The organism is Camelimonas lactis (genome assembly GCF_004342915.1).
In the GTDB taxonomy this organism is placed as follows: Bacteria; Pseudomonadota; Alphaproteobacteria; order Rhizobiales; family Beijerinckiaceae; genus Camelimonas; species Camelimonas lactis.
Window position 1 is genome coordinate 188,667 of record NZ_SLWL01000001.1, and the last position, 26,847, is coordinate 215,513.

The 26,847-nt window shown below is 67.9% G+C and carries 23 protein-coding genes and 1 tRNA gene; 10 read left to right on the top strand and 14 right to left on the bottom strand.

What is annotated here, in order from left to right:
- Positions 1–147: 147 nt before the first annotated feature.
- The 4 genes from EV666_RS00885 to purC all read right to left on the bottom strand — a co-directional run bounded on the left by EV666_RS00885 (position 148) and on the right by purC (position 3,789).
- Positions 148–1,515, bottom strand: a complete 1,368-nt coding sequence (locus EV666_RS00885) for a multidrug effflux MFS transporter (RefSeq protein ID WP_245514132.1) — start codon at positions 1,513–1,515, stop codon at positions 148–150.
- The gene (locus tag EV666_RS00890) at positions 1,512–2,045 is read right to left on the bottom strand and encodes a disulfide bond formation protein B (RefSeq protein WP_132001520.1); all 534 of its coding nucleotides are present in this window, start codon (positions 2,043–2,045) and stop codon (positions 1,512–1,514) included. Before EV666_RS00890 ends, EV666_RS00885 begins: the two co-directional genes overlap by 4 nt.
- 10 nt (positions 2,046–2,055) lie before the next feature.
- Positions 2,056–2,637, bottom strand: coding sequence for a YqaA family protein (locus EV666_RS00895; RefSeq protein ID WP_132001522.1), 582 nt, complete (start codon positions 2,635–2,637; stop codon positions 2,056–2,058).
- Between the two features lie 354 nt (positions 2,638–2,991).
- Positions 2,992–3,789, bottom strand: a complete 798-nt coding sequence (purC, locus tag EV666_RS00900) for a phosphoribosylaminoimidazolesuccinocarboxamide synthase (RefSeq protein WP_132001524.1) — start codon at positions 3,787–3,789, stop codon at positions 2,992–2,994.
- Between the two features lie 380 nt (positions 3,790–4,169).
- On the opposite strand from purC, the gene EV666_RS00905 reads away from it, so the two are divergent.
- The 3 genes from EV666_RS00905 (at position 4,170) to EV666_RS00915 (ending at position 5,334) form a co-directional block, all read left to right on the top strand.
- Complete coding sequence (locus EV666_RS00905) at positions 4,170–4,493, top strand: DUF1476 domain-containing protein (RefSeq protein ID WP_132001527.1); 324 nt, start codon at positions 4,170–4,172, stop codon at positions 4,491–4,493.
- A gap of 142 nt (positions 4,494–4,635) precedes the next feature.
- Positions 4,636–4,720: transfer RNA gene (locus EV666_RS00910), tRNA-Leu, on the top strand.
- 272 nt (positions 4,721–4,992) lie between these two features.
- Positions 4,993–5,334: a RidA family protein gene (locus EV666_RS00915; RefSeq protein ID WP_132001530.1), complete on the top strand. Its 342-nt coding sequence runs from the start codon at positions 4,993–4,995 to the stop codon at positions 5,332–5,334.
- Positions 5,335–5,443: 109 nt separating this feature from the next.
- Here the strand turns inward: EV666_RS00915 and EV666_RS00920 are convergent, their stop codons facing one another.
- The 4 genes from EV666_RS00920 to dnaN all read right to left on the bottom strand — a co-directional run bounded on the left by EV666_RS00920 (position 5,444) and on the right by dnaN (position 11,466).
- A complete protein-coding gene (locus EV666_RS00920) occupies positions 5,444–5,929 on the bottom strand; it encodes a CAP domain-containing protein (protein ID WP_132001533.1) in 486 nt (161 codons plus the stop codon).
- 423 nt (positions 5,930–6,352) lie between these two features.
- On the bottom strand, positions 6,353–8,782 hold the full coding sequence (gyrB, locus tag EV666_RS00925; protein ID WP_132001536.1) for a DNA topoisomerase (ATP-hydrolyzing) subunit B: 2,430 nt from the start codon (positions 8,780–8,782) through the stop codon (positions 6,353–6,355).
- A gap of 271 nt (positions 8,783–9,053) precedes the next feature.
- Positions 9,054–10,247 (bottom strand): DNA replication/repair protein RecF, encoded by a 1,194-nt coding sequence (recF, locus tag EV666_RS00930; protein WP_132001539.1) that lies wholly within the window; start codon positions 10,245–10,247, stop codon positions 9,054–9,056.
- Positions 10,248–10,347: 100 nt separating this feature from the next.
- On the bottom strand, positions 10,348–11,466 hold the full coding sequence (gene dnaN / locus EV666_RS00935) for a DNA polymerase III subunit beta (protein ID WP_132001542.1): 1,119 nt from the start codon (positions 11,464–11,466) through the stop codon (positions 10,348–10,350).
- 379 nt (positions 11,467–11,845) lie between these two features.
- On the opposite strand from dnaN, the gene EV666_RS00940 reads away from it, so the two are divergent.
- Positions 11,846–13,045 (top strand): M20 aminoacylase family protein, encoded by a 1,200-nt coding sequence (locus EV666_RS00940; RefSeq protein WP_132001546.1) that lies wholly within the window; start codon positions 11,846–11,848, stop codon positions 13,043–13,045.
- Positions 13,046–13,322: 277 nt separating this feature from the next.
- On the opposite strand, the gene dnaA is transcribed toward EV666_RS00940, so the two are convergent.
- The 5 genes from dnaA to mutM all read right to left on the bottom strand — a co-directional run bounded on the left by dnaA (position 13,323) and on the right by mutM (position 19,026).
- On the bottom strand, positions 13,323–14,810 hold the full coding sequence (gene dnaA / locus EV666_RS00945) for a chromosomal replication initiator protein DnaA (RefSeq protein ID WP_245514170.1): 1,488 nt from the start codon (positions 14,808–14,810) through the stop codon (positions 13,323–13,325).
- 881 nt (positions 14,811–15,691) lie between these two features.
- Positions 15,692–15,958 (bottom strand): 30S ribosomal protein S20, encoded by a 267-nt coding sequence (gene rpsT / locus EV666_RS00950; RefSeq protein WP_132001552.1) that lies wholly within the window; start codon positions 15,956–15,958, stop codon positions 15,692–15,694.
- Between the two features lie 129 nt (positions 15,959–16,087).
- Positions 16,088–16,972 carry a TSUP family transporter gene (locus EV666_RS00955; RefSeq protein ID WP_132001555.1) on the bottom strand — a complete coding sequence of 295 codons (885 nt, stop codon included), beginning with the start codon at positions 16,970–16,972 and terminating at the stop codon, positions 16,088–16,090.
- A 167-nt stretch (positions 16,973–17,139) separates the two neighbouring features.
- The gene (locus EV666_RS00960; protein ID WP_132001655.1) at positions 17,140–17,913 is read right to left on the bottom strand and encodes an enoyl-CoA hydratase; all 774 of its coding nucleotides are present in this window, start codon (positions 17,911–17,913) and stop codon (positions 17,140–17,142) included.
- A 204-nt stretch (positions 17,914–18,117) separates the two neighbouring features.
- Positions 18,118–19,026: a bifunctional DNA-formamidopyrimidine glycosylase/DNA-(apurinic or apyrimidinic site) lyase gene (gene mutM, locus EV666_RS00965; protein WP_132001658.1), complete on the bottom strand. Its 909-nt coding sequence runs from the start codon at positions 19,024–19,026 to the stop codon at positions 18,118–18,120.
- Between the two features lie 174 nt (positions 19,027–19,200).
- On the opposite strand from mutM, the gene ubiE reads away from it, so the two are divergent.
- The 6 genes from ubiE (at position 19,201) to cysK (ending at position 25,349) form a co-directional block, all read left to right on the top strand.
- The gene (ubiE, locus tag EV666_RS00970) at positions 19,201–19,983 is read left to right on the top strand and encodes a bifunctional demethylmenaquinone methyltransferase/2-methoxy-6-polyprenyl-1,4-benzoquinol methylase UbiE (RefSeq protein WP_132001661.1); all 783 of its coding nucleotides are present in this window, start codon (positions 19,201–19,203) and stop codon (positions 19,981–19,983) included.
- A 4-nt stretch (positions 19,984–19,987) separates the two neighbouring features.
- Positions 19,988–21,607 (top strand): 2-polyprenylphenol 6-hydroxylase, encoded by a 1,620-nt coding sequence (gene ubiB, locus EV666_RS00975; RefSeq protein WP_132001664.1) that lies wholly within the window; start codon positions 19,988–19,990, stop codon positions 21,605–21,607.
- 131 nt (positions 21,608–21,738) lie between these two features.
- Positions 21,739–23,100, top strand: coding sequence for a phosphopantothenoylcysteine decarboxylase domain-containing protein (locus EV666_RS00980; protein WP_132001666.1), 1,362 nt, complete (start codon positions 21,739–21,741; stop codon positions 23,098–23,100).
- Positions 23,097–23,549 carry a dUTP diphosphatase gene (gene dut / locus EV666_RS00985; RefSeq protein WP_132001668.1) on the top strand — a complete coding sequence of 151 codons (453 nt, stop codon included), beginning with the start codon at positions 23,097–23,099 and terminating at the stop codon, positions 23,547–23,549. Before EV666_RS00980 ends, dut begins: the two co-directional genes overlap by 4 nt.
- Before the next feature lie 152 nt (positions 23,550–23,701).
- Positions 23,702–24,154, top strand: coding sequence for an RrF2 family transcriptional regulator (locus tag EV666_RS00990; protein ID WP_132001671.1), 453 nt, complete (start codon positions 23,702–23,704; stop codon positions 24,152–24,154).
- A gap of 214 nt (positions 24,155–24,368) precedes the next feature.
- A complete protein-coding gene (cysK, locus tag EV666_RS00995; RefSeq protein ID WP_132001674.1) occupies positions 24,369–25,349 on the top strand; it encodes a cysteine synthase A in 981 nt (326 codons plus the stop codon).
- Between the two features lie 205 nt (positions 25,350–25,554).
- Here cysK and EV666_RS01000 read toward each other — a convergent pair whose 3' ends face one another.
- The gene (locus tag EV666_RS01000; protein ID WP_132001677.1) at positions 25,555–26,778 is read right to left on the bottom strand and encodes an ABC transporter substrate-binding protein; all 1,224 of its coding nucleotides are present in this window, start codon (positions 26,776–26,778) and stop codon (positions 25,555–25,557) included.
- Positions 26,779–26,847 lie beyond the last annotated feature (69 nt).

A 26,847-nucleotide genomic window follows, 5' to 3' on the forward strand; every position in this document is an offset into this window, starting at 1 on the left:
CCAGGCAATCACGCCGGGGCAACTCGGGGCCGACGGAGGGCCGTCCGATCGCCGCAGGGGACGCTTCCGGCCCGAAACGCGCTTTTTTTGTCGCCATTCCAGGACTACGGGGGCGGGTGTCCCAGCGCTGGGGCTCAACGCCGGGGCTCAGCGCCGGGTCTTGCGGGCGTGACCGTCGTGGGCGTCGTCATGATGCCCGTCGTCCGCCGTCCCGGATGGCGGCAGGGCGTCGCGGCCGCCCGCGGGGTCCGGCCGGCGCGCCGGCTCGCCGGTTGGCGTGGTGGTGACCAGGCCGCCGCCGCGCCAGACCAGCCAGGCGTAGCTGCCGATGGCGATCACCGACATCACCGGCATGATCACCCGCAGTGAATTGAACGGTTCGTGAAACAGCAGCGCCGCCACGGCGGTGCCGGCGAGGCCGCCGCCGATCTGCATGAAGCCGGTGACGGCCGAGGCGGCGCCGGCGATGCGCGGAAACGGCGCGAGGGCGGCCGTGGTGGCGCCTGGCATGATGAAGGCGTTGCCGAAGGCCCAGAGCGCGGTGGGCGCCATCACCGAAATGAATGACGGCGGCCAGATGCGCAGGCCGATGCAGAAGCCGAGCCCCGAAAGGGCCACCAGCGCCAGGCCGACGGGCACGAGCCGGGTGGCGTCCGTGCGGCGCAGCAGCACGCCGGCCAGCGCGGCGCCGGTCATGAACGAGCCGGTCTGGGCCAGCATGCCCATGCCGAACTGGGTTGGGGTCAGGCCCACCTTCTCGATCATGACGAACGGCAGGATCGCCGCCAGCGTATAAAGGCCGCCCGGCGACATGGCGATGAGCAAGGAGGTGGCGACAAAGGTGCGGTTGGCGAACAGGGTGCGATAGCTGGCGAGCACGGCGCTGGGTCTGGCCAGCGCCCGGTCGCGGTTGCGGTTGGTTTCGGGCGCGACAAACGCGATCAGCCAGATGGCGACCGAACCATAGAGCACCATGACGAAGAAGATCGCCTGCCAGCCGATGGTCGACAGGATGACGCCGCCGAGGGTCGGCGACACTGCCGGGCCGATGGCCAGCATCACGCCAATCAGATTGAGAATACGGGCGGCCTGCTGGCCGCTGTACTGGTCGCGCACCATGGCGCGCGACATGGAAATGCCCGCCGCCGCGCCAATGCCCTGGAGAATGCGGCCGGCCAACAGCCAGGACAGGGAGGGCGCCGCCGCCGCAATGACGCTGCCGGCGAGGTAAATGGTGAAAAAGCCGATGCCAACCGGCCGGCGGCCATAGGCGTCGGACATCGGGCCACAAACCAGCTGGGCCAGGGCGAAGCCAATGAAATAGACCGTGAGGGTCAGCTTGATGGCGGCTGGGGTCGTATCGAAGGCGTGCACCATCGCCGGCATGGCTGGCGTGTACAGCGACATGCTGATGGGGCCGAGCATGACCACGAGCGCGCCGATCACCGCCGTGCGCATCTCGCTCATGCGCGCCCCAGGGTCCTCGGAGGCGGGCGTCCGCAGGCGCAGCTTCACGATCTGGCCTCCGGCGCGGCGCGATCGCCGCGAGGGCTTCGGGCGACGCGCAGGGAGCCGGCGGCGGCGACCACGACAAGGGCCAGCGAAACCAGGACGTTCCAGCCGGCCATGGACAGGCCGAACAGCCGCCAGGCGGCGTCGGTGCAGCTGACGACGCGGATCGACTGCAACTGGTCGAGCAGGCTGGCGGCGTCAGCCGGCGCGCCCTGGCCGCTGCAGCCAGGGGGGCCTGGCCAGAATTTCCACTCCACGCCGGCATGGTAGGCGCCAAGGCCGGCGCTGATGAGGAAGACAAGGGCGAGCAGCAGCAGGCCGACGCCGCGCAGACGTTTTTGCGGCTCGGGCGTCGCGGCGATCAGCGCCGCGAGCGGCGCGCCGAAATACCACGGCAGGCGCTGTTGCAGGCAGAGCGGGCAGGGCTGGTAGCCGAAGACGTGCTCGAAAATGAGGAAAGTGGCGATGACCGCCAGGGCAACCACCATGACGATGAGGGCCGCGCATCGGGACAGGGACATGCGGGCCAGCATGATGGCCTCCTCAGACCAGGAACTTGGCGGCGGCGAAGCCGGCGATGATGAAGAAGACGATGGCGAAACCAATGACGCCGGCGTGGCGATCCATCAGGCGGCGGATCGGCTCGGCGAACAGCTGCATGGCGCCGGCGACGAGCGCGAAGCGCAGGCCGCGGGTGACGATGCACAGGGCCACGAACCACAACAGGTTGTATTCGGCGAAGCCGGACATGATGGTCACCAGCTTGAAGGGGATTGGCGTCAGCCCCTTCAGCAGGATGATCCAATGGCCATATTCGGCGTAGGATTCGCGGAACTTCGCCACGCCGTCCTGCATGCCGTAGAAATTGATGACCCACTGGCCCAGGGAATCAAACAGCAGGTAGCCAATGGCGTAGCCGACGAGCGCGCCAAGCACCGAGGCGACCGTGCAGACGAAGGCGTAAAACCAAGCCTTGCGCGGGCGCGCCAGCGCCATGGGGGCCAGCATCACGTCTGGCGGAATGGGAAAGAACGAGCTCTCTGCGAAAGCCACGAGGGCCAGCGCCCAGGTTGCCCCTGGCCGGTTGGCCAGGCTCAGGGTCCAGTCATAGAGCCGTTTGAACATGGAGCCCTTCTTATTGAGCGGCGGACCGGAGGTCTAATGCCCTTATGGCGGCCGCCGATATGCGGCCCGGCGTTTTTTGCATGGCCGCCGGATTTCCGGGCTTCCGGACAGCGGCACTTTGCCAGCGCAGGGTTTCCGGATGATGAATGCCCGTGGCGTGAGCAATCGCGCGATGGCGTCGCTCCGGCCTGTGGCCGCCTGCCGGATCCCTGGTCCCGAAACGAACCTGGTCCCCAAAACGAAAAACGGGCCCGGCGAACCGGGCCCGTTTCAACGGAATTTCTGTCGGGATTGGGGCGGAAATCGCCCCTCGCCGAAAAAAGCCTCCAAGCCGGGGCCCTCAGGCCCAGCGCCTCAGGGCTGGACCAGGCGCGGGCCGCCGGCCGTGACGTTCTCGGCCTCGCCGAGAATGCCGAGACGACGCGCCACTTCCTGGTAAGCCTCGACCAGGCCGCCCATGTCGCGGCGGAACCGGTCCTTGTCCAGCTTGTCGGCGGACTTGACGTCCCACAGACGGCAGGAGTCCGGTGAGATCTCGTCGGCGACGACGATGCGCATCATGTCGCCTTCCCAGATCCGCCCCGTCTCCATCTTGAAGTCGACCAGGCGGATGCCGGCGCCGAGGAACAGGCCGGAGAGGAAGTCGTTGACGCGGATGGCCAAGGCCATGATGTCATCGATTTCCTGCGGATTGGCCCAGCCAAAGGCGGTGATGTGCTCCTCGGAGACCATCGGATCGTCGAGCGCGTCGTTCTTGTAATAGAACTCGATGATCGAACGCGGCAGCTGGGTGCCTTCCTCAAGGCCGAGGCGCTTGGCCAGCGAGCCGGCCGCGACGTTCCGCACCACCACCTCGAGCGGGATGATCTCGACCTCACGGATCAGCTGCTCACGCATGTTGAGCCGCCGGATGAAGTGGGTCGGCACGCCGATGTCGTTGAGGTTCTGGAATATATATTCCGAGATGCGATTGTTCAGCACGCCCTTGCCGTCAATCACCTCATGCTTTTTGGCGTTGAAGGCGGTGGCGTCATCCTTGAAGTGCTGGATCAGCGTTCCAGGTTCAGGACCCTCATAGAGGACCTTCGCCTTGCCTTCGTAAATACGACGGCGACGATTCATCGGCGTATACCGTGTTTTAAGAAAATCCATAGGGGACCGCCGTCGCTCCTTGAAAAGGGATGAAGTCCGCGGCCAGCGGGCTTTCTGGGTATCCGACCCGCCGGGGCAACCTAGCCGATCGGGGGCAGAAGCACAATGAGTGAGTTAACGCGCTGGCCGGGCGCATTGTCCTGCTGACGAGCTCAATGCAGACACTTCCGGCTATTTCAAGGCGTTGTCCGGAAATATCTGGATTATATACAGTTTTCGTGATCCCTTATGTGGGGCGCCGGGGCGGGCGGTCAAGGGCGGCGGACGCCGCCGCCATCCGGCTTCAGCCCACGTGTTTTGCTGGCGGCCACTGGCAAACGCCGGGCCCGCCGCTTACATTGAGGGTTCGATCTTTTTGAAACACCAATCGGGGCCGCTACATGACGTCCTTTAACAAGCGCGAGGAAGCCTTCGAGCGCAAATTTGTTCTGGATGAAGAGCTGCGTTTCAAGGCGATGGCGCGCCGCAACCGCCTGCTGGGCGAGTGGGTCGCCGGCAAACTCGGCAAGTCGGGCCAGGACGCGACGGATTACGCCAAGTCCGTCATTCTGGCTGACTTCGAGGAAGCCGGCGATGAGGACGTATTCCGCAAGGTGAGCGGGGACCTGGCCGCCGCCGGCGTGTCCGTTGGCGAGCTGGAGATTCGCGAAACCATGGAGCGGCTGCTGGCTGTCGCCGTAGAGGAGGTTCAGGCCGGCAACTGACGCAGGGGCGCGCCGACGCCTGTCAGGGCCCAGCGCGCGCCATGATGCGCGTGCATGATGCGCGTGGCGGTGGACAGATCATCGGGACGGTCCCTTCGGGGCGTTGACCTGGTGCATGGCGTCGCTATGATCCGCGCCCAATGCCCCTGTGGTGGAATTGGTAGACGCGCTCGACTCAAAATCGAGTTCCGAAAGGAGTGCTGGTTCGAGCCCGGCCAGGGGCACCACCATTTCACGCCCGACGCTCAAGCGTCGGGCGTTTTTTGTGCGCGGGATTGCGGAGATGTCCGCCGCTTCAGGTCGCGGTGTTGTGAAACCGGCGGCCGTTACCGGGCGGCGGATCACAAATTGGCCGTTTGCGGCGACGCCGTATGCGTATATCTGCGCACTGAAGCGCGCCGGACGCCGATTCCGGCCCATGGCGCGTATATCCGGCAGCCCCGCAACCGGCCGCCGCCTGTTTTTGCAAGCGCAGCAAACGAGCTGCAGGGAGTTGGGCATGACCATTCGCCGCATCGAGAACGGCCCGCGCATGAGCCAGGCCGTGGTTCACAACCAGACCGTCTATCTCGCTGGCCAGGTTGCTGGCGGCGCCACCGTCGCTGAACAGACCCGGACCATTCTCGGCCAGATCGACGCGCTGCTGGCCGCCGCCGGCTCGGACAAGACGAAGATTCTCACGGCCACGATCTATCTCACCGACATCGCTACGTTCGGCGAGATGAACCAGGAGTGGGAAAAGTGGGTCGTGCCTGGTGAAACCCCGGCCCGCGCCACCGTTGAGGCCGGCCTCGCCGCGCCGGAATACAAGGTCGAGATCGCCGTCACCGCCGCGATCTGAGGCATTCTTGAGTCTGTCAGGTGTCGATGCGCGGGGGCTGCTCCCGCGCATTTTTTTGCCCGGCCGGCCCCGGTCAGCCGGTGGATGCGGCAGGCGTGCGGAGCGGCGCTCAGTTGGCGAGCACCAGGGCCCAGTAGGAGCCATAACCCTTGCCGGGCGAGGTGGCTTTGGCCAGGCCGATGCGGCGCATGTCCGGCAGCAGCATGTTGCGGTTGTGGCCGGAGGAACGCTTCCAGCGGTTGATGACGTCCGCCACATCGGACGAGCCGGCGCTGAGGTTTTCCGCGGCGGCGCCAGGGGCGCCATAACGTTCCATGCGCGCGCTGAAATTGCCGTGGGTGAGCTTGCCGTACTGGGCGACGGCGACGGCCTGCTCGGTGGCCGGGGCGTTCAGCGCCGTATCAACGCGCACCGGCGACAGGCCCTTTGAGACGCGATATGCGCTGATGAGGCTGGCGGCGCGGGCGGCGTCGGCGGTCGAGACGGAGATTTCCTCGCGGGGCACGCGCTTTTCCGGCTGCAGGGCGCAGGCGGCGAGAGCGGCGGCAAGGGCAGTGACGGCGCAGGCCGCCCGGATCGGGGAGAGGTTTGTCATGGCCATCTGCCATGGCGCTGAAATCAGGCGACAATTCAGCAGGACAACGGAAATTTTCACGGGCCGGCCGGCCACCCGTCATGCGCGCCGCGCGATTTTCCGTCCGGCGGCGGGCGCCCATTGGCAGGAGCGGCCTGGCGGGCCAGGCGTGAAGGCAGGCATGGGGCCGGGGCGGGAAGGAGCTCCGAGCCCGGGCCTCGAGCAAGACAGCTGGCGTTGACCTTGCTGGAAACGCTTCAGGCGCGGCCCCGAACGGCCATGTCCATCGTTATGACCTGATCCGCTCCGGTCATCGGTTGCGCGCCGCGCGCCTCCAGGTGACCATGGCGCGCCAGGGTCTGCGCGGCGCAGACGGCGCCTCCGCAACGCGCGCGGGCATGACGCGCCGGAGCGGGGCGGGACCTTGCGGCCCCGCCGGCGCCATCACACGTCGAGATTGGAGACGGTGAGGGCGTTGTCCTGGATGAAGGCGCGGCGCGGCTCCACCACGTCGCCCATCAGCTTCACCAGCAGGTCGTCGGCGTCCTGGACGTCCTTGACCTTCACCTGAAGCAGCGAGCGATTGTCGCGATCCAGGGTGGTTTCCCAGAGCTGGTCCGGGTTCATCTCGCCGAGGCCCTTGTAGCGCTGCAATGACAGGCCCTTGCGGCCGGCTCCGGTCACCGCCTCGAACAGTTCGTTGGGACTATGGATTGGCGTGACGTCGGCCCTGCGCAGCAGGGTGGCGGGCGCGGCGTAGACGTCGTGCAGCTGGGCCTGACGCTCCGACAGGCGCAGCGCCTCCCCGGAGGCCAGCAGGCCGGCGTCGAGTTCGACCGACTGCTTCACGCCGCGCACCATGCGGGTGAAATGGTAGCCGCCGTTGGCGACCGCGCCCGTCCAGCCGCGCTCGGTTTCTTCCGAGATCACGTCGAGCCGGGCGGCGATGGCGGTGGCGATCTGCGCTGCGGCCTCAGGCTCGTTATCGACGATGCCGGCGCGCAGGCCGCCGGCGATGGCCGCCTGCTCCACCACGGTGCGGTTGTAGCGGGTGTGCAGGGACGACAGCAGCGTGCGGACGGCGCGGGCCTCCTCCACCAGGGCGCGCAGGTCGAGGCCGCCGCGTTCCTCGCCGCTGGCGAGGCGCAGGGTGGCGCCGTCGAGGCCCGCGTCGATCAGATAGTCGTCCAGGGCGCGCTCGTCCTTCAGGTATTGCTGGGACTTGCCCTTGGTGACCTTGTAGAGCGGCGGCTGGGCGATATAGACGTGGCCGCGATCAATGATCTCGCGCATCTGGCGGAAGAAGAACGTCAACAGCAGCGTGCGGATGTGCGAGCCGTCGACGTCGGCGTCCGTCATGATGATGATCTTGTGGTAACGCAGCTTGTCCGCGTTGAAATCCTCGCGGCCAATGCCCGTGCCCAGCGCCAGGATCAGCGTGCCGATGGTCTCCGACGACAGCATCTTGTCGAACCTGGCGCGCTCGACGTTGAGGATCTTGCCGCGCAGCGGCAGCACCGCCTGATACTCGCGGGCGCGACCCTGCTTGGCGGAGCCGCCGGCCGAATCGCCCTCGACGATGAACAGTTCGGAGAGGGCCGGATCGCGCTCCTGACAGTCCGCCAGCTTGCCGGGCAGCGACGCGATGTCGAGCGCCCCCTTGCGGCGTGACAGCTCACGGGCGCGGCGCGCCGCCTCGCGGGCGGAGGAAGCTTCCACCACCTTGCCGACGATCACCTTCGCCTCGGCGGGGTTTTCCTCAAGCCACTGGCTGAGCGCCTCGTTCAGCGCGCCTTCCACGGCCGGGCGCACCTCGGACGAGACCAGCTTGTCCTTGGTCTGGGACGAGAATTTCGGGTCCGGCGCCTTCACCGAGAGCACGCAGGTCAGGCCCTCCCGGCAGTCGTCGCCGGTGAGGGAGACCTTCTCCTTCTTGCTGAGGCCGGTGGCTTCGGCGTAGCCGGTGATCTGGCGCGTCAGGGCGGCGCGGAAGCCGGCGAGATGGGTGCCGCCGTCACGCTGGGGAATGTTGTTGGTGAAGGCCAGCACGTTCTCGTGATAGGTGTCGTTCCACCACAGGGCGGCCTCGACGTCGATGCCGTCGCGGCTGGCGCGCACGACGATCGGCTTGCTGACCAGCGGCGTCTTGGCGCGGTCGAGATAGCGCACGAAGGCTTCGACGCCGCCCTCATACACCAGTTCCTCGCGCTTGTGCTCGGCGCCGCGGGCGTCAGTCAGAATGATGCGCACGCCCGAGTTCAGGAACGCCAGTTCGCGCAGGCGGTGCTCCAGCGTGGCGTAATCGAAGGTGATCTGGCTGAAAATTTCCGGCGACGGCAGGAACGACACCCTGGTGCCGCGATTGCCGTTGGAGGGGCCGGTCACCGCCAGGGCCTCCACCGCGTCGCCGCCGCGAAACTCCATGGCGTGCTCCTGGCCATTGCGCCAGATGGTCAGGCGCAGCCAGGTGGAGAGGGCGTTGACCACCGAGACGCCGACGCCGTGCAGGCCGCCGGAGACCTTGTAGGAGTTCTGGTCGAACTTACCGCCAGCGTGCAGCTGGGTCATGATGACCTCGGCCGCCGAAACGCCCTCTTCCGGGTGCAGGTCGGTGGGAATGCCGCGGCCGTTGTCGGTAACGGTGCAGGAGCCATCGGCGTTGAGGGTGACGGTGACCTCGGTGGCGTGGCCGGCAAGGGCCTCGTCGATGGCGTTGTCGACAACCTCGTACACCATATGGTGGAGGCCGGAGCCATCGTCCGTGTCGCCGATATACATGCCCGGACGCTTGCGGACCGCGTCCAGACCTTTCAGGACACGGATCGAATCGGCGCCATAGCTTTCGGCATCGGCGTTACGGGCTGCTTCTGACATCTGTTTCCCTGAATTGCTGACGGGCTTCATGCGCCTGACGGCTGGCGGGCGACGCGCCGGACCGGCGGCGCCGGCCCCCATGCTACCGGGAACGCGCGCGCGCGCGTACATTACGAATCCCGACCCCACCTATATAGGCTTTTCCCGGCCAGCGCGCCAGTCGCGGCTGCCCCGGTCGGCGGCGCTCCGGGTAAACGGGGCCGCCGGGGCGGCGCGGCCGGAAATTTCGCCATGACAAGGGGTTGGCGGAAGGGCGTTGGCCCGTCCAGCTTCAAAGCGGCGCGACGAAGGGCGCCGCCGTCCCCGGCGTGACCCGCAGCAGTTGCGCGCCGGCGGGCAATTCGCCGAACAGGGCCGGATCGGCGCCGGTCATCCAGACCTGGGCGCCAAGCTCCGTCAGCTCCAGATACAGCGCCCGGCGCCGGCCCGGGTCGAGGTGGGCGGCGATCTCGTCCAGCAGCACCAGCGGGGCCATGCCGCTCATGGCGGTGACCAGCCGGGCGTGGGCCAGGGCGAGGCCAATCAGCAACGCCTTCTGCTCGCCGGTGGAGCACAGTTCGGCCGGCATGTCGCGCGGGCCATGGCGCACGGCCAGGTTGGTGGTTTGCGGGCCGGAGAGGGTGCGCCCGGCGGCGCGGTCGCGGGCGCGGCCGTCGCGCAACAGGCGGCGGTAGTGATCTTCCACATCAAGGGCGGGGGCGCCGGCCACCATGTCCTCGATGGCCCCATCGAGGCGCAGGGCGGCCCACGGGAAGGCGGAGGGCGCGTCGCGGCGCGTGGCGGCGAGGGCGGCCAGGCGGTCGGCGGTTTCGCGGCGGGCGGAGGCGACGGCGACGCCCAGTTCCGCCACCTCGCGCTCCACCGCGTCAAGCCAGGCGCCGTCGGCGCGCGGGTCTTCCAGCAGGCGGTTGCGCGAGCGCAGGGCGCGCTCGAAGGCGTTGACGCGCGCGCCATGGCTGGCGTCAACCGCCAGCACTAGCCGGTCGAGGAACCGGCGCCGGTCGCCGGGCGGGCCGGCGAAGAGGCCGTCCTGGGCCGGGGTCAGCCAGACGATGCGGACATATTCGGCGAAGGCGGCGGGGGAGGAGACGGCTTCGCCGTCGATGCGGCTGCGCCGGGAGAGCGCGCCAGCCCGCTCCTCAAGCGCCGCGCCCAGCCGGGCGCCGCCGCTTTCCTCATCCAGGGTAATGGAGACGGCGAAGGTCGCGGCGTCAGCCGGCGCCTCGTCAGCCAGGGCCTCGCCAGCTGGCGCCCCGCCCTGAGCCATGTGACGCATGTCGCGCAGTTCAGCCCGGCGCAGGCCGCGGCCAGGGGAGAACAGCGAGATGGCTTCAAGGATATTGGTCTTGCCGGCGCCGTTGTCGCCGACCAGGGCGACCAGGGCGGCGCCGGCGCGCAGATCGAGCGCGCGATAGCTGCGAAAGTCGCGCAACATCAGGCGCGTGATGCGCGGTCGTAAGGTCATGACGCTGTTCCGGCGCCGCGAGGCCGGCAACCACATGGCCTGGCGGCGGGCGGCGTCCGCCCCGCCAGACCCTGCTTCCGGCTCCCGGCTTTCCTGAAAATCAGACGCGCATCGGCATCAGGACATAGAGGGCGGGGGCGCCTTCACGATCCTGGACGATGGTGGGCGAGCCGGCGTCCGCCAGCTTGAAGAAGGCGGTGTCGCCGTCGAGCTGGGCGGCGATGTCGAGCAGGTAGCGGGCGTTGAAGCCGACGTCGAGGGGCTCACCCTCATAGTCGACGCTGATTTCCTCCACCGCCGAGCCGGAGTCCGGGTTGGTCACCGACAGGGTCAGCTTGCCTTCCTGCAGCGACAGTTTCACGGCGCGACCCCGCTCGGACGAAATGGTCGAGACGCGGTCCACGGCCGGCGTGAACTCGGCCAACTCCACCACCATGACCTTGTCGTTGCCGGCCGGGATGACGCGCTGGTAATCGGGGAAGGCGCCGTCGATCAGCTTGGAGGTGAGCACCACCGGGCCAATGGACAGGCGGATCTTGCTGGCGGACAGCTCGATCACCGCCTCGCCGTCGACGCCGTCGAGCAGCTTCTGGATTTCGGCGACCGCCTTGCGCGGCACGATCACCCCCGGCATGCCCTCGCAGCCTGCCGGCGCCGCCACGTCGACCCGGGCGAGGCGGTGACCGTCGGTGGCCACGGCGCGCAGGGTGGTTTCGCCATTGCCAGCGGCGGCGTGCAGATAAATGCCGTTCAGATAATAACGCGTCTCCTCGGTGGAGATGGCGAACTGCGTCTTGTCGATAAGGCGCTTGATGTCGGCGGCCGGGGCGGTGAAGCGGTGCGGCAGATCGCCGGGGGCGATATCGGGGAAGTCGCTTTCCGGCAGGGCCTGCAGGGTAAACCGCGAGCGACCGGCGCGAATGAGCATCTGCGCGCCGTCGCCGGCGCTCTCCAGCGACACCTGCGAACCGTCGGGCAATTTGCGGACGATATCGTACAGCACATAGGCCGGCACGGTGGTGGCCCCCGCCTGGGCGGTTTCGGCGGCGACGGCTTCGGTGACCTCCAGATCGAGGTCGGTCGCCTTCAGGTTCAGCGCGCCGTCGGCCGCCCGCAGCAGCAGGTTCGACAGGATCGGAATGGTGTTGCGCCGCTCGACAACGCGATGGACATGGCCGAGCGCCCGGAGCAGAGCAGTTCTCTCGACAGTGACTTTCATGGCCTGACCCGTTGACGTTGTGGAGGGACCGTGGCGGCGGCGAGCCCGACGCCAGAAGAAGCGCCCGGCGGATCCGGTATGGACCCGCGCAGGGCTGGAGACAATGCAATCTTGCCGCCTCCGGCGCAAGCCCGGAAGCGGTCGCCCGGTCCCCGCCGGGCTCCTTCCACAGCCGCCGGCCTCCTTCCACAGCCGCCGCACGGCTTCCGCTTCCAGGCCCGGGGCTCTTTCCGCCGCCGGCAGGCTCGACAGCAGCGCCTTGCGCGCCGCATCATGGCGGCGATCCGGCGGCGGAAAGCCTGGCTGTTGCTGCTTCGCGCCGCCTTTGATGGACGCCGGGCGCGTGGATGGAGCCCGGCAGACGTGGAGAACCGGCCAGATGGGCGTGCAGAAAAACGTGCTCGACAGCATCACAGCCTTCCAGGACGACCTGGTCGCCTGGCGGCATGACCTGCATGCCTGGCCGGAGATCGGCTTCGAGGAAACGCGCACCGCCGCGCTGGTGGCGGACAAGCTGGAAAGCTGGGGTTACGAGGTGCATCGCGGCGTCGGCCGCACGGGCGTCGTTGGCGTGCTGCGCGGCCGGGCGGCGCGCGACGCGGCGGGCGCGGGCGGCAACCTGCGGCGCGTTGGCCTGCGCGCCGACATGGACGCCCTGCCGATGGATGAGGCGACCGGCCTGCCGTTCGCCTCGCGCAACCCGGGCCGCTTCCACGGCTGCGGCCATGACGGCCACACCGCCATGCTGTTGGGCGCGGCGCGTTATCTGGCCGAAACCCGCAATTTCGACGGCGTGGTCAACCTGATCTTCCAGCCGGCGGAGGAGGGGCTGGGCGGCGCCCGCGCCATGCTGGCGGACGGCCTGTTCGAGCGTTTTCCCTGCGACGAGATTTACGCCCTGCACAACGCCCCGGTCGGCCCCAGCGGGCATGTGGGCATTTGCCGGGGCGCGGCCATGGCCGGGGCGGACTTCTTTGATATCGAGATCACCGGCAAGGGCTCGCACGGGGCCATGCCCAACGCCGGCGTTGACCCGGTGATGGTGGCCACGGCGCTGGCCCAGGCCATGCAGACCATCGTCAGCCGCAATATCGATCCGCACCAGCCGGCGGTGGTGTCGGTTACCCGCATCCACGCCGGCTCGGCCTATAACGTGATCCCGGAAAAGGCGACGCTGGCGGGCACTGTCCGCGCCTTCGACGACCGGGTTCTGCGGAAGATTCGCGCGCGCATCGAAACCCTGGCCCAAGGCATCGCGGCCGCCTATGGCGCCACCGCCCGGGTGGATATCCGCAATATCTTCAACGTGCTGAACAACCACGACGACCAGTGCGACGCGATGGCGGAAGCGGCGACGGAACTGCTGGGCGCCGACCGGGTGCATCTGGACGAGACGCCGAAAATGGGCAGCGAGGATTTCGCCGACATGTTGCAACGGGCCCCCGGCGCCTATGTGTGGCTGACCGGCGACGTTTCCGCGCCACTGCACAACCCGGCGTTCGTGTTCGACGACAAGATCCTGCCGGTCGGCGCCGCCCTGCTGGCGCGCATCGCGGAAAAGCGGGCGACGGCGGCATAACCAGCGGGCGGGATGCGCCGCCTTGCGACGGCGCGCCTTTCCGGGCGCAGGCTGCGGCGCCATTATTCATAACAGATCAAAAGTCACGGCGCGCTTTCGCAAGTAAAGGCGCGCGCCTCCGCTTCCGCCTTCTGGTATTCGGCGCCCGTCCTGATGGCGGGCGCCGCCCTGCCGCATGGACAGGCGGCTGATGACGCGCTGGCCGGCGGCGTGCGGAACGCAAAAAGCCTCCGCTGTCGCCAGCGGAGGCTGATCCGGTTCAGCGAAACGTTGCGGCTCAGTCGAGCAGCATGCGCTTCAGCAGCTCCACCTCTTCCGACAGGGAGCGGTCCTCGCCGACCTGCTTCTCGATCTTGCGCACCGCGTGCAGCACGGTGGTGTGGTCGCGGCCGCCAAAGCGACGGCCGATTTCCGGCAGCGAGCGCAGGGTCAGCTGCTTCGACAGGTACATGGCGATCTGGCGCGGCTTGACCACCGCCGCGGTGCGGCGCTCGGACAGGATGTCGGCGCGCGAGACGTTGTAGCGCGTGGCGACCAGCTTCTGGATGTCCTCGATCTTGACGCGCTTCGGCTCGCGGGTGCGCACCAGGTCGCGGATGGCGTTCTCGGCGGTCTCCACCGTGATCTCGCCGCCCGACAGGGTGGTGTGGGCCAGCAGGCGATTGACGGCGCCGTCGAGGTCGCGGCCATTGGTGGTGATGACCGAAGCCACATAGGTCACCACTTCCGGCCCGACCTGGAAGGCCGGATGCTTGACCTGCATGGCGGCGATGCGCGCCTCCAGGATGCGCATGCGCAGGGCGTCGTCGAGGGGCCCCATCTCGACGACAAGGCCGCCGGCGAGACGCGAGCGGACGCGTTCGTCGAGCGTCTCAAGCTCGGCGGGCGGCCGGTCGGCGGCGACGACGATCTGGCGGCCGGCGTCGATGAGGGCGTTCACCGTGTGGCCGAACTCCTGCTGGATCGACTTGCCCTGGATGAACTGCACGTCGTCCAGCACCAGGAGGTCGATGGCGCGCAGCTTTTCCTTGAAAGCCAGGGCGGTCTGCGACTTCAGGGCGTTGACGAAGCCATACATGAAGCGGTCGGCGGTCAGGTAGATGACCCGGCGGCCGCGCCGCTCCATCTCCTGGGAGACAGCCTGCAGCAGGTGGGTTTTGCCAAGGCCGACGCCGGCGTGCAGGAAGAACGGGCTGTAGAGCGGGGCGCCGCCGTCATGGCTGGCGATGCGCTCGGCGGCGGCGTGGGCGAGGGCGTTGGACCGGCCGACGACGAAGTTCTCGAAGCACAGGCGCGCGTCCAGCGAGTTGCCGACAATGTCGGCGTCAGCGCTGGCGAGAGGCGCTGGCGTGGCCGGCGCCGTCGCGGCTGGGGCCGGCGCGCTGGCGGGCGTCGCGCTGCGCGCCGCCGGGGCGGCGAGGACATGACCCTGGTTCTGGGCCTGGTTCTGGACCTGCGGGGCCGGGCGCGGCGTCTCGTCCGGCATGCGCTGCGAAATCACCGCGCCGCCAGCCGAACGCACGCCAATGATCAACCGGGCGACGCCGGGAAAGCCTGTGCGGAAAATGCTGAGGACGCGATCGAGATAATTCGCCTCGATCCAGCTCTTGAGAAAGCGGGTGGGGACGGTGAGGCGGGCGGTCTCGCCCGCAATGGCGTCCAGCTCCAGCCGGCCGAACCAGCTCGAAAACACATCCTCGCCCAGTTCGGCGCGCAGGCGGCGACGCACGGCGCTCCAGGCGTCGGCGCGCTCCTCCGGCGACATGTCGCCGAGGCTGCCAAGGGCGTGATCTGCGGCGGCGGCGTCCCGGAGGTCGTGACCATTCCCAGCGGCGCTGATCTCACCCTTAAGCATACCTACGCACTCCGTTTCGGTTTTTGGCGCAAGACCGTTCCGTTTCCGGTCGCGGTCACGCGCGGTTCCAGTTGGCTGGGGCGGGCATGTCAGGTTCGTTACGGGGCCGGATATCCGTCCCGTGTGAACACAACATGGTCCAGGCAAAACGCCACCCCGTTCAGCAGGCGCCGGGCGCCGTACTGACGCTCACAAGTATTCCCACGCTTAAACTCACGCAGAACACAACAGCTTTGACCTGCGGTCGCCATGTGTTCCTGAAGGGCGGAAGAAACAAGCTTCCTCCCCCTTGTCCAAGGGTGGAATTACATAAAACATCTTGAGGAAAACCCGGGGTGACCCGAGTGAAGTGACCTTACATGCGGGGGGCGGCCCCCGCAACTCGCTTGTTGGAAACTTTCGCCTGGCGGACCGGCGGCGGCGGCCCGGCAGCGGAAACGGTTCTTCCGGCGCATTTTGCAAGCCATTGTGAGAACGTCAGTTTCCGGGCGAAAAGGGCGGGTGTGGCGACGGCGTGACATTCATATGATTGCGATACGACGGGTCTGTCATAAACGGCCAGCGGGCCGATGATTCGATTGGGTTTGGAGGCTTTGCAGCGTAACATGCTGATAATAAACAGATATTAATGATCGCTTGTGAGGCGGCGCGCCTGTCGCGGAGCTGTAATATCAGCGGCTGCGAGTCAATCCGCCCAACGGAAGAAAACGCCGCGGGCGCGATGTCGTGAAAGCAATAAAAAAGGCGCAACGACAGGGCGCTGCGCCTTTCAATACCTGAACGTCAGTAGGTCAGGCGCCGAGCGCCTTCACCCGGCTGGCCAGACGCGACACCTTGCGCGAGGCGGTGTTCTTGTGCAGCACGCCCTTCTGGGCGGCGCGCATCAACTCCGGCTGCGCGGCGCGCAGGGCGGCGGCGGCGGTAGCCTGGTCGCCGCCAGCGATCGCCTCTTCGACCTTGCGGATGAAGGTGCGCATGCGGCTCTTGCGGCTCTTGTTCACAGCCGTGCGAGCGAGGATTTTTCGGGTCGCCTTTTTGGCCGACGATGTGTTGGCCATCGCGCCGTCCTTGTGTTTGCCGGGGCCATCTCCTGCCTGGGGCCGGGATGACGCTGCGGGAGTGAAAACAAAGCGGACGGCGCCGGGCCGTCCTGTTGGGGGCGCTTATAGGATCAGGCGCGTCTGGCGTCAACGCGCGAGGGCGGAAAATCGGCAGATTTCCGCCAGCAGGGTTCGCCAGGGTCCCGCCGGATCGAGAAACAGGCGCAACGCCATGGCGCAGCAGGCGATGACCAGCAGCGGCCGGATCAGTTTCGCGCCATTGCGGATGGCCAGATGGGCGCCGATTCTGGCGCCGCTCCAGGCGCAGACCCCCATCAGCAGGCCCAGCGGCCAGGCGATGGGCTGGGTGAGGGCGAGAATCGCCAGGGCGCCGGCGTTGCTGGCGAAGTTCAGCGCCTTGGCCCGGCCGGTGGCGCGGGTGACGCCGAGGCCGAGCAGGCCGACGAAGGCCAGCATCAGCAGCGAGCCCGTGCCCGGGCCGAACACCCCGTCATAAAAGCCGATGAGCGGCGCGACGGCGCCGGTGAACACCGCCGGCGAAAGGCGGCGCTCTCGATCCTCGTCGCCAGGGCGCCCGGCAAAGCCCATGTACAGGGCGATGGCGACCAGCATGGGCGGCATGACCAGGCGCAGGAAGCCGGTGGGCAGCGCGCTGACCAGCAGGGCCCCGGCCACCGCGCCGGCGCCGGCGCAGGCAAACATCGGCGCCGTGGCCCGCCAGTCGATCAGCCGCGCCCGGGTGAAGGTGAAGGTGGCGGAGCCCGAGCCAAAGGCCGCCTGCAATTTGTTGACGGCGAGGGCGCTGGCCGGCTGGAACCCGGCGACCAGCAACGCCGGCAGCACCAGCAGGCCGCCGCCGCCGGCGATGGCGTCGATCAGACCGGCGATGAAGGCGACGAGGACCAGCAGGAGAACAGCGCCGAGGCTGAGACTGGCGCCGGGGACGAGGGCGCCGCCCCAGTCCAGCGGCGTGGCGAGCAGGGCGTGGGCGGCGGCGACAAGGTCAGACATGGCGATGGACCAACACGGCGGGGACCAAAAAACGGCCACGCCCCGGCGCGGCGCGCGTCGGGGCGTGGCTCCTGCAGGGCGCAATCCGGCCGGGCGGAGCCGGAATGCGGGTATACATCATTGATGTATGGCGCCTCTTCGCCTGCCCGGCGACCGGAGGCGGCGCGTCAGGAGTTGGTGAAGTTCGGCGGCCGCTTGGCGACGAAGGCCGACATGCCTTCCTTCTGGTCGGCGGTGGCGAACAGGGCGTGGAACACCCGGCGCTCGAAGCGCACGCCCTCGGACAGGGTGGTCTCGAAGGCGCGGTTCACGGTTTCCTTGGCCAGCATCACCGACGGCAGCGAGAACGAGGCGATGGTCTCGGCCGCCCTGAAGGCTTCCTCGAGCAGCCTGTCCGCCGGCACGACGCGGGCGACGAGGCCGGAGCGCTCGGCTTCCTCGGCGTCCATCATGCGGCCGGTCAGGCACAGGTCCATGGCCTTGGCCTTGCCCACGGCGCGGGTCAGGCGCTGGGTGCCGCCGATGCCCGGAATGACGCCGAGCTTGATTTCCGGCTGGCCGAATTTGGCGTTGTCAGCGGCGATGATGATGTCGCAGATCATCGCCAGTTCACAGCCGCCGCCGAGGGCGAAGCCGGCGACCGCCGCGACCATCGGCTTGCGGCGGGCGGCGATGCGGTCGCCGGTGATGAAGAAGTCCTCCAGATAGGTGGCCGGATAGGTCTTCTCTTCCATTTCCTTGATGTCGGCGCCGGCGGCGAAGGCGCGCTCGGAGCCGGTGAGCAGGATGCAGCCGATGTTGGCGTCCGACTCAAAGGCGTCGAGGGCGAGATTCAGCTCGTCCATGAGCTGGGCGTTCAGGGCGTTCAGCGCCTTGGGACGGTTCAGGGTGATGACGCCGACCTTGCCGCGGGTCTCGGCGATGATGGTTTCATAGCTCATGTGCAACTCCCTGCCCTGACGCCGGATGGCGGGCGTGGCCCGCGCGGCGTGTGTCATCCTGCGCCTTACCGCTCACGGCGGATGGCGCGCAATGATGCTCTAGCCTGGCCGGCCCGCCAGCGTCCATGGGCGTCTGGCGGCGCGGGATGTGCGCGAATGCCCTGGGTTCGGGCGCATTCCGGTCCATGAGCGCCGATAGAGCCCCTAACGCTGGCAGCTTTCACACCAGAAGGTGGAGCGGCCGGACTGGACCGCCCGCGCGATGACGCCGTTGCAGCCGGGCGCGGGGCAGGGGGCGCCGGCCCGGTCATAAACCCGGAAAGCATGCTGGAAATAGCCGAGCGCGCCGTCGGCGTGGTGAAAATCCTTCAGGGTGGAGCCGCCAGCCGCCACCGCCTCGGTCAGCACGTCGCGGATGGCGCCGGCGAGGCGCTCCGCTTCGACCTCGTCGAGCGTTCCCGCCTTACGCCAGGGCGACAGGCCGGCCCGGTGCAGCGCCTCGCTGACGTAGATATTGCCGAGGCCGGCAATCAGGCGCTGGTCGAGCAGCGCGGCCTTCAGCGGCGCGGCCTTGCCGGCGAACAGCTGGCGCAGCAGGCCGCCGCCCAGGGCGTTGCCCAGCGGCTCGACGCCGATATTGCGGAAAAGCGGGTGGGAATCGAGGCCCGCGCGGTCCACCAGCTCCATGAAGCCGAAGCGGCGGGCGTCGTTGTAGACAATGGTGGCGCCGCTCGCCAGGTGCAGCAGCACGTGATCGTGCGGCGATGGCGCGGCGGCGCCCTGGGGGGAGAGCACCTTGTTATAATAGAACGCGCCGGGGGAGGCGGCGATCCTTGACGCCTGAGCCGGCCCGCTGTCCGGCGCATGAATGGTGAAGCGGCCGGTCATGCCCAGGTGCATGGCCAGAACCTCGCCGGACGACAGATCGGCCAGCAGATATTTGGCCCGGCGGGCGAGGGAGATGATTGTCTGGCCGGTCAGCCGCCGGGCGAACCCTTCAGGAAACGGAAAACGCAGGTTTGGCCGGTTGACCTCGACCCGGGCGATGACGGCGCCGGTGAGCACGGGGGCAAGCCCGAGACGGACGGTTTCGACTTCGGGCAATTCGGGCATGGCGGCTCCTCGGGCGCTCCCTGTCCCCGGGGGGCTTGGGCGCGTCCCTTATATGGCCCGCCATAAAGTCGCAGCAAGGCGGACGCCCCGGAAACCACCAGCGGAAACCGCGCCGGCGGACATGGCGGCGCGGGCCAACTTTCGCTATGTTGCCGGCTGCGAAAGGATGGCCCCATGACAGCCCCGACCCATGACGCGACCGGCGGCGAGGCGAACGCGCGCACGCACTTCGGCTTCTCCACGGTGGATCTCGACAGCAAGCAGGGCCTTGTCGACGATGTGTTCCACAAGGTGGCGAAGCGCTACGACGTCATGAACGACCTGATGTCGGGCGGGCTGCACCGGGCGTGGAAGGCCGACATGGTGGCGGCGCTCAATCCCTCGCCGGCGCGGACGCTGAAAGTGCTGGACGTGGCTGGCGGCACCGGCGACGTGGCTTTTCGCACCCTGAAGGCCGGCGGCGAGAGCACGGAAGTCACCGTGCTCGACATCAATCGCGAGATGCTGGCGGTGGGCCGCGAGCGGGCCGGCGACCGGTTCGGCGACCGCATCGAATTCGTCCAGGGCAACGCCGAGGCGCTGCCGTTCCCGGATAATTCCTTCGACGCCTATACGATCGCCTTCGGCATCCGCAACGTGCCGCGCCTTGAGCTGGCGCTGGCGGAGGCGTATCGCGTGCTGCGGCGCGGCGGGCGTTTCCTGTGCCTGGAGTTCTCCAATGTGGACATGCCGGGCCTGGACAAGATCTATGACGCCTATTCGTTCCACCTGATCCCGGCCATGGGAAAGCTGGTGACCGGCGACGGCGAGCCCTACCGTTATCTGGTGGAATCCATCCGCAAATTCCCCAACGCCGCCCTGTTCTCGGCGATGATCATGGACGCGGGGTTCGCCCGGGTGAAGGCCCGGCCGATGACCGGCGGCGTCGTGGCCCTCCATTCAGGATGGAAGCTCTGAGACCGTGTTCAGCACCCTGATTTATGGCGTCCGGCTTGCCGGGGTGGGCTTTGTGTTCGCGCGCGAAGGCGCGCTGGCGCTGGTCGATCCTGCGGTTCTGCCGCCCGCTGGTCGCCTTGGCCTGCGTCTGGCGCGGCTGGTGGAGCGGCGCGGCGCCGACGCGAGCCATGGCGAGGGCCGGCTGGCGGCGGCGCTGACCCGGCTGGGGCCCAACTGGGTCAAGCTCGGCCAGTTCATGGCGACGCGGCCAGATGTGGTTGGCGTGCGCATCGCCCGTGAGCTGGAGCGTCTGCAGGACCGGATGCCGCCATTTCCCACGGAGGAGGCGCGGGCCATCATCGCCCAGTCGCTGGGCCGGCCGTTCGACCAGATGTTCACGGAGTTCAGCGAGCCGGTTGGCGCGGCGTCGATCGCCCAGGTGCATATGGCGCGCCTGGCGCCAGGCGCGCGGCGGCAGGCAGGCGAGGCCGCTGGCGAGATGCCGGGAGCGGAGACGGCGCTGGTGGCGGTGAAGGTGCTGCGCCCTGGCGTGCGCGCCCGGTTCCAGCGTGACCTCGGGGCCATGCGCTTCGCCGCGCGCGCGGCTGAAAAGCTCGCGCCGGCGGCGCGGCGATTGCGGCCGGTGGAGGTGGTGGAGACCCTGTCGCGCTCGGTCGCCATCGAGATGGATTTGCGGCTGGAGGCGGCGGCCCTGTCTGAGATGGCCGCCAACACCGCCGGAGATCCCGGCTTCCGCACGCCGCGCGTGGAATGGTCGTTCACCGAGCGCGACGTGATGACCAGCGAATGGGTCGACGGCATCAAGCTCACGGATCTGGCGGCGGTGGACGCGGCGGGGTTTGACCGCAAGGCGCTGGCGGCGAACATTATCCAGTCGTTCCTGCGCCACGCGCTGCGCGACGGCTTCTTCCACGCCGACATGCATCCGGGCAATCTGTTCATCGACCCCAGGGGAGAACTGGTTGCCGTCGATTTCGGCATCATGGGCCGGCTGGGGCGCAAGGAGCGCCGCTTCCTGGCGGAAATTCTCTACGGCTTTATCTCGCGGGACTACCGGCGGGTGGCGGAAGTGCACTTCGAAGCCGGCTATGTGCCGGCTTCGCACAGCGTCGATGATTTTGCCCAGGCCATCCGCGCCATCGGCGAGCCGATCCATAACCGTCGCGCCGACGAAATTTCCATGGGGCGGCTGCTCACCCTGCTGTTCGAGGTGACGGGTCTGTTCGAAATGCAGACCCGGCCCGAGCTGGTGATGCTGCAAAAGACCATGGTGGTGGTGGAGGGCGTGGCGCGCAGTCTCGATCCGCATCTCGACATGTGGAAAACCGCTGACCCGGTGGTGCGGGCGTGGATCACCCGCAACCTTGGGCCGGCGGGGCGCATCGAGGAAATCGGTCGCGGCGCGGCGGCGCTGGTTGCGCGCATCGGCAGCCTGCCGGAGACGCTGGAGCGGGGCGAGCGGGTGCTGGCCCGGCTGGAGAAGGCGGCCACCAGCACGGGTTTCGCCATCAACGCCGACAGCGCCGATCGCATCGGCCGCGCCGAGGGGCGGGGGCTACGCATGGCGACGCTGGCGCTGTGGGTGATCGCCGTGCTGCTGGCCGTGCTGGTCTGGCGCATGTGAGGCCGGCCGCCGCCGCATATTGCCATTGGCGCGCGCATGCGTCAGGCAAGGGCGCATAATGGCGGAGTCAGGTTTGGGGGCGCGCCCGCGCGTGGTCCCTGTCACCGTGATAAAATGCGAAGGAGACGTCCATGCTGTCAGGTCGCCGGGTCCTTCTGATTATTGGCGGCGGCGTCGCCGCTTACAAGGCGCTGGATCTGATCCGGCGGCTCAAGGAGCGCGGCGCCGTGGTGCGCTGCGTGATGACCGATGGGGCGCAGCAGTTCGTGACGCCCCTGTCGGCCGCGGCCCTGTCGCAGGAAAAGGTGTTCACCGACCTGTTCTCCCTCACCGATGAGGCGGACATTGGTCACATCAGCCTGTCGCGCGAGGCGGACCTGATCGTCGTGGCGCCAGCCACCGCCGACCTGATGGCCAAAGCGGCCAACGGGCTGGCCAACGATCTGGCGACCAACATCCTGCTGGCCACCGACAAGCCGGTGCTGATGGCGCCGGCGATGAACCCGCGCATGTGGGGGCATCCGGCGACGCGCCGCAACGCGGCGGCGCTGGCGGGCGACGGGGTGCTGTTCGTCGGCCCCAATTCCGGGACCATGGCCGAGCGCGGCGAATCCGGCGTGGGGCGCATGGCCGAGCCGCTGGAGATTGTCGCGGCGGTGGAGTCAGCCCTGGCCGGGCCGGGCGCCGCTCCCGCGGCCCAGGTGGGATACCAGAACGTCATCTACCAGGGCCAGGGCGCCGCGCCGCCGGCGCCGGGTTTTGGCCGGTTGCAGCCGCAGGGGCCGCTCACCGGCTTGCGGGTGCTCGTCACCTCCGGCCCCACCCATGAGCCGATTGATCCGGTGCGTTACATCGCCAACCGCTCCTCCGGCCGCCAGGGGCACGCCATCGCCCTGGCCGCCGCCCAGGCCGGCGCCCACGTCACCCTGGTCAGCGGGCCGGTGAACCTGCCAGCCCCCCCCGGCGTGCATGTGGTGCATGTGGAAAGCGCCCGCGAGATGCTGGCGGCGGTGGAGGTGGCGCTGCCGGCGGACGCGGCGGTGTTCACCGCCGCCGTCGCAGACTGGCGCGTGGCCGGCGCGGCGGAGGAGAAGATCAAGAAGCAGGGCGGAGGCGGCGCGCCGTCGCTCAACCTGGTGGAAAATCCGGATATCCTGGCAAGCGTGTCGCGGATGAAGGCGGGGCGACCGCAACTGGTGGTGGGTTTCGCCGCCGAGACGGAAAAGGTGCTGGCGCACGCGCAGGCCAAGCTGGCGCGCAAGGGCTGCGACTGGATCGTCGCCAACGACGTTTCGCCGGAAAGCGGCGTGATGGGCGGCGACCGCAACACGGTGCATCTGGTGACGGCGGAAGGCGTCGAGGACTGGCCGACCATGGGCAAGGACGAAGTGGCGCGCCGCCTCGTCGCCCGCATCGCCGACGCGCTCGCCAGGGGCGGCGTCAAGGCCGGGGGCAAGCGCGGGGGCGGCGGCCAATCCGGCGCGGCGTCATGAGCGTGGGGGAAATCCTGCTGCGCCGGCTGCCGCATGCGGCCGACCTGCCGCCGCCGGCCTACGCCACGGCCGGCGCCGCCGGCTTCGACCTGCGCGCCGCGATCGACGGGGAGATCACGCTGGCGCCAGGGACGCGGGTTCTGGCGCCGACCGGCTTCTGCTTCGCCGTGCCGGCGGGCTGGGAAATCCAGGTCCGTCCCCGGTCGGGACTGGCGGCGAAGCATGGGGTGACCCTGCTCAACACGCCTGGCACCATCGACAGTGACTATCGTGGCGAGGTGTTCGTCTGCCTGATCAATCTGGGGAAGGAGGCGTTCATTATCCGCCGTGGCGACCGCATCGCCCAGGCGGTGGCGGCGCCCGCGCCGCAATGGCGGCTCCGCGAAGTCGCGGCGCTTGACGACACCGCGCGCGGCGCCGGCGGCTTTGGCTCCACGGGTGTTGGATGATCGCCCGGCGGGCGCGCGGGTGGATGAACGTGCGTAATTTACACTTTATGGAGTGAAAAGCTTTTGTCGTACGGCATAGGCTGTTAAAAACTGCCCCGTCAGATGAAAGCGCGGTCCACTGCAAAGGGCGCGCGGGTAGGGGAGAGCGGGCCATGATGCTGTTGTCGCGACGGAGCGTGCTTGCCATTGCAGCGGTTGTCGACGTCGCGCTTCACGCACGTCCACTGCCGGTTGCGGCCAAACTGCTGGCGGCGCGCCACCGTTTGCCGCCGCGCCATCTGGAAACGGTGCTCCAGACCCTTGTGCGCGCCGGCATTCTCAAGGGCGTGCGCGGGCCGCGCGGCGGCTACGAGCTGGCGCGGGAGCGGCGGCGGATCAGCGCCGGACAGATCGTGCGCGCGGTGATGGCGGCGCAGGAAGACGAGGGGCTGCCGCCCCTGCCGGAATCAAAACTGGTGGAGCTGGTGATCGGACCATCGGTCAAGGAGGCGGGCGAGGCGTTTCTTGAGCGGCTTGATTCCGTCACCGTCGAGGATCTGTGCCGTGACGCCGAAGCCCGCAGCGTGTTTGGCGACACGGCGGCGCCCATGGATTTCACGATATGATTTGTGAAAAATTCATTTGCACATTTTCCTGCAGGTTATAACGTCAACCGGACCAGCGTCTGGCTGCGCGGTCCGGCCCTGCCGGATTCTTCCGGCAGGTCAGGGCGAACAGTCCGGCCCGAACTGGCGTCGCCGGCAAACGGATTTCTAAAGGGTTGCATTTTGTTCATGCGAGGCGTCGTCTTCGTCTGAACATGCCACAGGGGAGCAGGTCATGGCGGATCATTCGTCCAGCAGCGCAGGCGGCAAGAAGCCCGGTCGCGGGCTCATTTACGATTCCATTACCGCCACCATTGGCGATACGCCGCTGGTGCGCCTGTCCCGCCTGGCGGCGGAAAAGGGCGTGAAGGCCAACCTGTTGGCCAAGCTCGAATTCTTCAATCCCATCTCCAGCGTCAAGGACCGCATTGGCGTCAGCATGGTTGACACGCTGGAGGCCGAGGGGCGCATCGCGCCGGGCGCGACCCTGATTGAGCCGACGTCCGGCAACACCGGCATCGCGCTCGCCTTCGTCGCCGCAGCGCGCGGCTATCGCCTGATCCTGGTGATGCCGGAGACCATGTCGATCGAGCGCCGCAAGATGCTGCAACTGCTCGGCGCCCAGCTTGAACTGACGTCTGGCGCCCAGGGCATGCGCGGCGCCATTGCCCGCGCCCAGGAGCTGCACGCGCAGATCCCCGGCTCGATCATTCCGCAGCAGTTCGCCAACCCGGCCAATCCGGCGATCCATCGCGCCACCACGGCGGAGGAAATCTGGAACGACACCAACGGTGAGGTGGACTACGTGGTCTCCGGCGTCGGCACCGGCGGCACCATCACCGGCGTTGGCCAGGTGCTGAAGCAGCGTCGTCCTGGCGTGAAAATGGTGGCCGTGGAGCCGGAAGACAGCCCCGTGCTCTCCGGCGGCCAGCCGGGACCGCACAAGATCCAGGGCATCGGCGCCGGCTTCGTGCCGGACGTGCTGGACCGCGGCCTGATCGACGAGGTGATCACCGTCGGCAACCAGACCGCCTTCGACACCGCCCGCCGGCTCGCCCGCGTGGAAGGCATTCCGGCCGGCATCTCGTCTGGCGCCGCCGTGGCGGCCGCGCTGGAGCTCGGCGCGCGCCCGGAGGCGGCCGGCAAGAACATCGTCATCATCATCCCCTCCTTCGCCGAGCGTTACCTGTCGACGCCGCTGTTCGAAGGGCTGTGAGACGGGTTGCGCGGCTGGCCGGCTCGTCCGGCCGCGCCTGTGGGGCGGTCCCGGCGTCGCTGGCGTTTCCGGCGGGCCCTGGCCGGCGCCTGGGGCTGTGCGTTGCCCTTCGTGATTGGCGCCGCGCCAGCCAGGGCGGGCGAGACAGCAAAAAGGCGCGCCATCGTGGATGGCGCGCCTTTTCGTTACTGGTTGCCGCGGCCGATCAGTTGGTCGCCTTGAAATCGTCGGTCAGGATGGGTCCAAACAGCACCCAGCGCTTGCCGTCGAAGCGCATCATCTGGAACTGCTTGTTGATCTTGTAGTCGTCCTTCGTCTCAACGTTCATGCCGGGCAGCGCCAGGTCTGGCTTGAAGTTCCTGATGTTGGTGGCCTGCTTCATGAGGTTGGCGCGGGTCAGGTCGTCGCCGGCCTGCTTCAGGATCTGCTCCAGGAACTGGGCCGTCGAATAACCGTAGGTGGCGACGCCGCTGTCGCGATCCTCACTGGGCGCGTACTTGGCCATGAACTCCTTGTAACGCTTCATGCCGGGATCATCGGCCCACTGCGGATCCAGCGGATCCTTGCCGTAGTTGACCGAAATGATGCCTTTGGCGTTCTCCAGCCCGGCGGGAACCAGGGTCTGGCTCACCGGCGTGGCGTTGATGTCGAGGATATGCACCGGCTTCCAGCCCAGCTCGGCGGCCTTCTTGATGGCCTGGGCGCCGAAGCGCGGCGTCGACATGTTATAGAACAGGTCGGCGCCGGATGACTTCAGCTTGACCATCTGCGCGTCGATGGTCGGGTCGCTCAACTCATAGGACGCTTCGGCGACGATCATCGATTTCGCCTTGTCGCCCAGCCCATCCTTCAGGCCCTTCACATAGTCTTTCCCGAGGTCGTCGTTCTGGTAAAGGATGGCGATTTTGGCGTTCGGATGATTTTCCAGAATGTATTTGGCGTAGATGTGCGCTTCCGACTGGTAATTCGGGTTGTAGGCGAGGGTCCAGGGGAAGTTTTTCGGGTCAGTGAACCGGGTGGCGCCGGTGGAGGCCAGCAACTGCGGCACCTTTTTCTCGTTCAGGTATTTCTGAACGGCGGCGTTGGACGGTGTGCCGATGATCTGGAATGTAGTCAGCACGCCGTCGTTCTCGACCAGACGGCGCACCTGCTCCACCGCCTTGGGCGGGTTATAGGCGTCGTCGTACTGGATGAAATTGATCTTGCGACCGTTGATCCCGCCCTTCTCATTCAGCATGCGGAAATAGGCGGCCTGAACCCGCCCGATGCCGCCATAGGCGGACGCCGGCCCGCTGAGCGGCGTCGTCTGGCCGATCTTGATCTCCGTGTCTGTGGCGCCCTGATCGTATTTTTTCTGGGCGAGCGCGGGGCTCGCAAGTGTCACGCCGAGTGCGAGCGCGGCGAGTGCCGGCAACCTGAACCTGCTCATGCGTCTACCCTCCAGAGCGTGGCGCGATGCTTTGCCGCGCCCGCGTCAGCAAGTGTATGCACAAGTCAA

Bases quoted from the DNA above. Each gene is read 5' to 3' on its own strand.
- purC (WP_132001524.1), bottom strand. From the start codon at position 3,789: ATGGATTTTCTTAAAACACGGTATACGCCGATGAATCGTCGCCGTCGT.
- EV666_RS00980 (WP_132001666.1), top strand. From the start codon at position 21,739: ATGCTGTCAGGTCGCCGGGTCCTTCTGATTATTGGCGGCGGCGTCGCC.
- EV666_RS00920 (WP_132001533.1), bottom strand. From the start codon at position 5,929: ATGACAAACCTCTCCCCGATCCGGGCGGCCTGCGCCGTCACTGCCCTT.
- mutM (WP_132001658.1), bottom strand. From the start codon at position 19,026: ATGCCCGAATTGCCCGAAGTCGAAACCGTCCGTCTCGGGCTTGCCCCC.
- EV666_RS00960 (WP_132001655.1), bottom strand. From the start codon at position 17,913: ATGAGCTATGAAACCATCATCGCCGAGACCCGCGGCAAGGTCGGCGTC.
- EV666_RS00955 (WP_132001555.1), bottom strand. From the start codon at position 16,972: ATGTCTGACCTTGTCGCCGCCGCCCACGCCCTGCTCGCCACGCCGCTG.
- EV666_RS00895 (WP_132001522.1), bottom strand. From the start codon at position 2,637: ATGTTCAAACGGCTCTATGACTGGACCCTGAGCCTGGCCAACCGGCCA.
- recF (WP_132001539.1), bottom strand. From the start codon at position 10,247: ATGACCTTACGACCGCGCATCACGCGCCTGATGTTGCGCGACTTTCGC.
- gyrB (WP_132001536.1), bottom strand. From the start codon at position 8,782: ATGTCAGAAGCAGCCCGTAACGCCGATGCCGAAAGCTATGGCGCCGAT.
- dnaN (WP_132001542.1), bottom strand. From the start codon at position 11,466: ATGAAAGTCACTGTCGAGAGAACTGCTCTGCTCCGGGCGCTCGGCCAT.
- EV666_RS00990 (WP_132001671.1), top strand. From the start codon at position 23,702: ATGATGCTGTTGTCGCGACGGAGCGTGCTTGCCATTGCAGCGGTTGTC.
- EV666_RS00890 (WP_132001520.1), bottom strand. From the start codon at position 2,045: ATGCTGGCCCGCATGTCCCTGTCCCGATGCGCGGCCCTCATCGTCATG.
- rpsT (WP_132001552.1), bottom strand. From the start codon at position 15,958: ATGGCCAACACATCGTCGGCCAAAAAGGCGACCCGAAAAATCCTCGCT.
- dut (WP_132001668.1), top strand. From the start codon at position 23,097: ATGAGCGTGGGGGAAATCCTGCTGCGCCGGCTGCCGCATGCGGCCGAC.
- ubiE (WP_132001661.1), top strand. From the start codon at position 19,201: ATGACAGCCCCGACCCATGACGCGACCGGCGGCGAGGCGAACGCGCGC.
- cysK (WP_132001674.1), top strand. From the start codon at position 24,369: ATGGCGGATCATTCGTCCAGCAGCGCAGGCGGCAAGAAGCCCGGTCGC.
- EV666_RS00905 (WP_132001527.1), top strand. From the start codon at position 4,170: ATGACGTCCTTTAACAAGCGCGAGGAAGCCTTCGAGCGCAAATTTGTT.
- EV666_RS00915 (WP_132001530.1), top strand. From the start codon at position 4,993: ATGACCATTCGCCGCATCGAGAACGGCCCGCGCATGAGCCAGGCCGTG.
- EV666_RS00940 (WP_132001546.1), top strand. From the start codon at position 11,846: ATGGGCGTGCAGAAAAACGTGCTCGACAGCATCACAGCCTTCCAGGAC.
- dnaA (WP_245514170.1), bottom strand. From the start codon at position 14,810: ATGTCGCCGGAGGAGCGCGCCGACGCCTGGAGCGCCGTGCGTCGCCGC.
- EV666_RS01000 (WP_132001677.1), bottom strand. From the start codon at position 26,778: ATGAGCAGGTTCAGGTTGCCGGCACTCGCCGCGCTCGCACTCGGCGTG.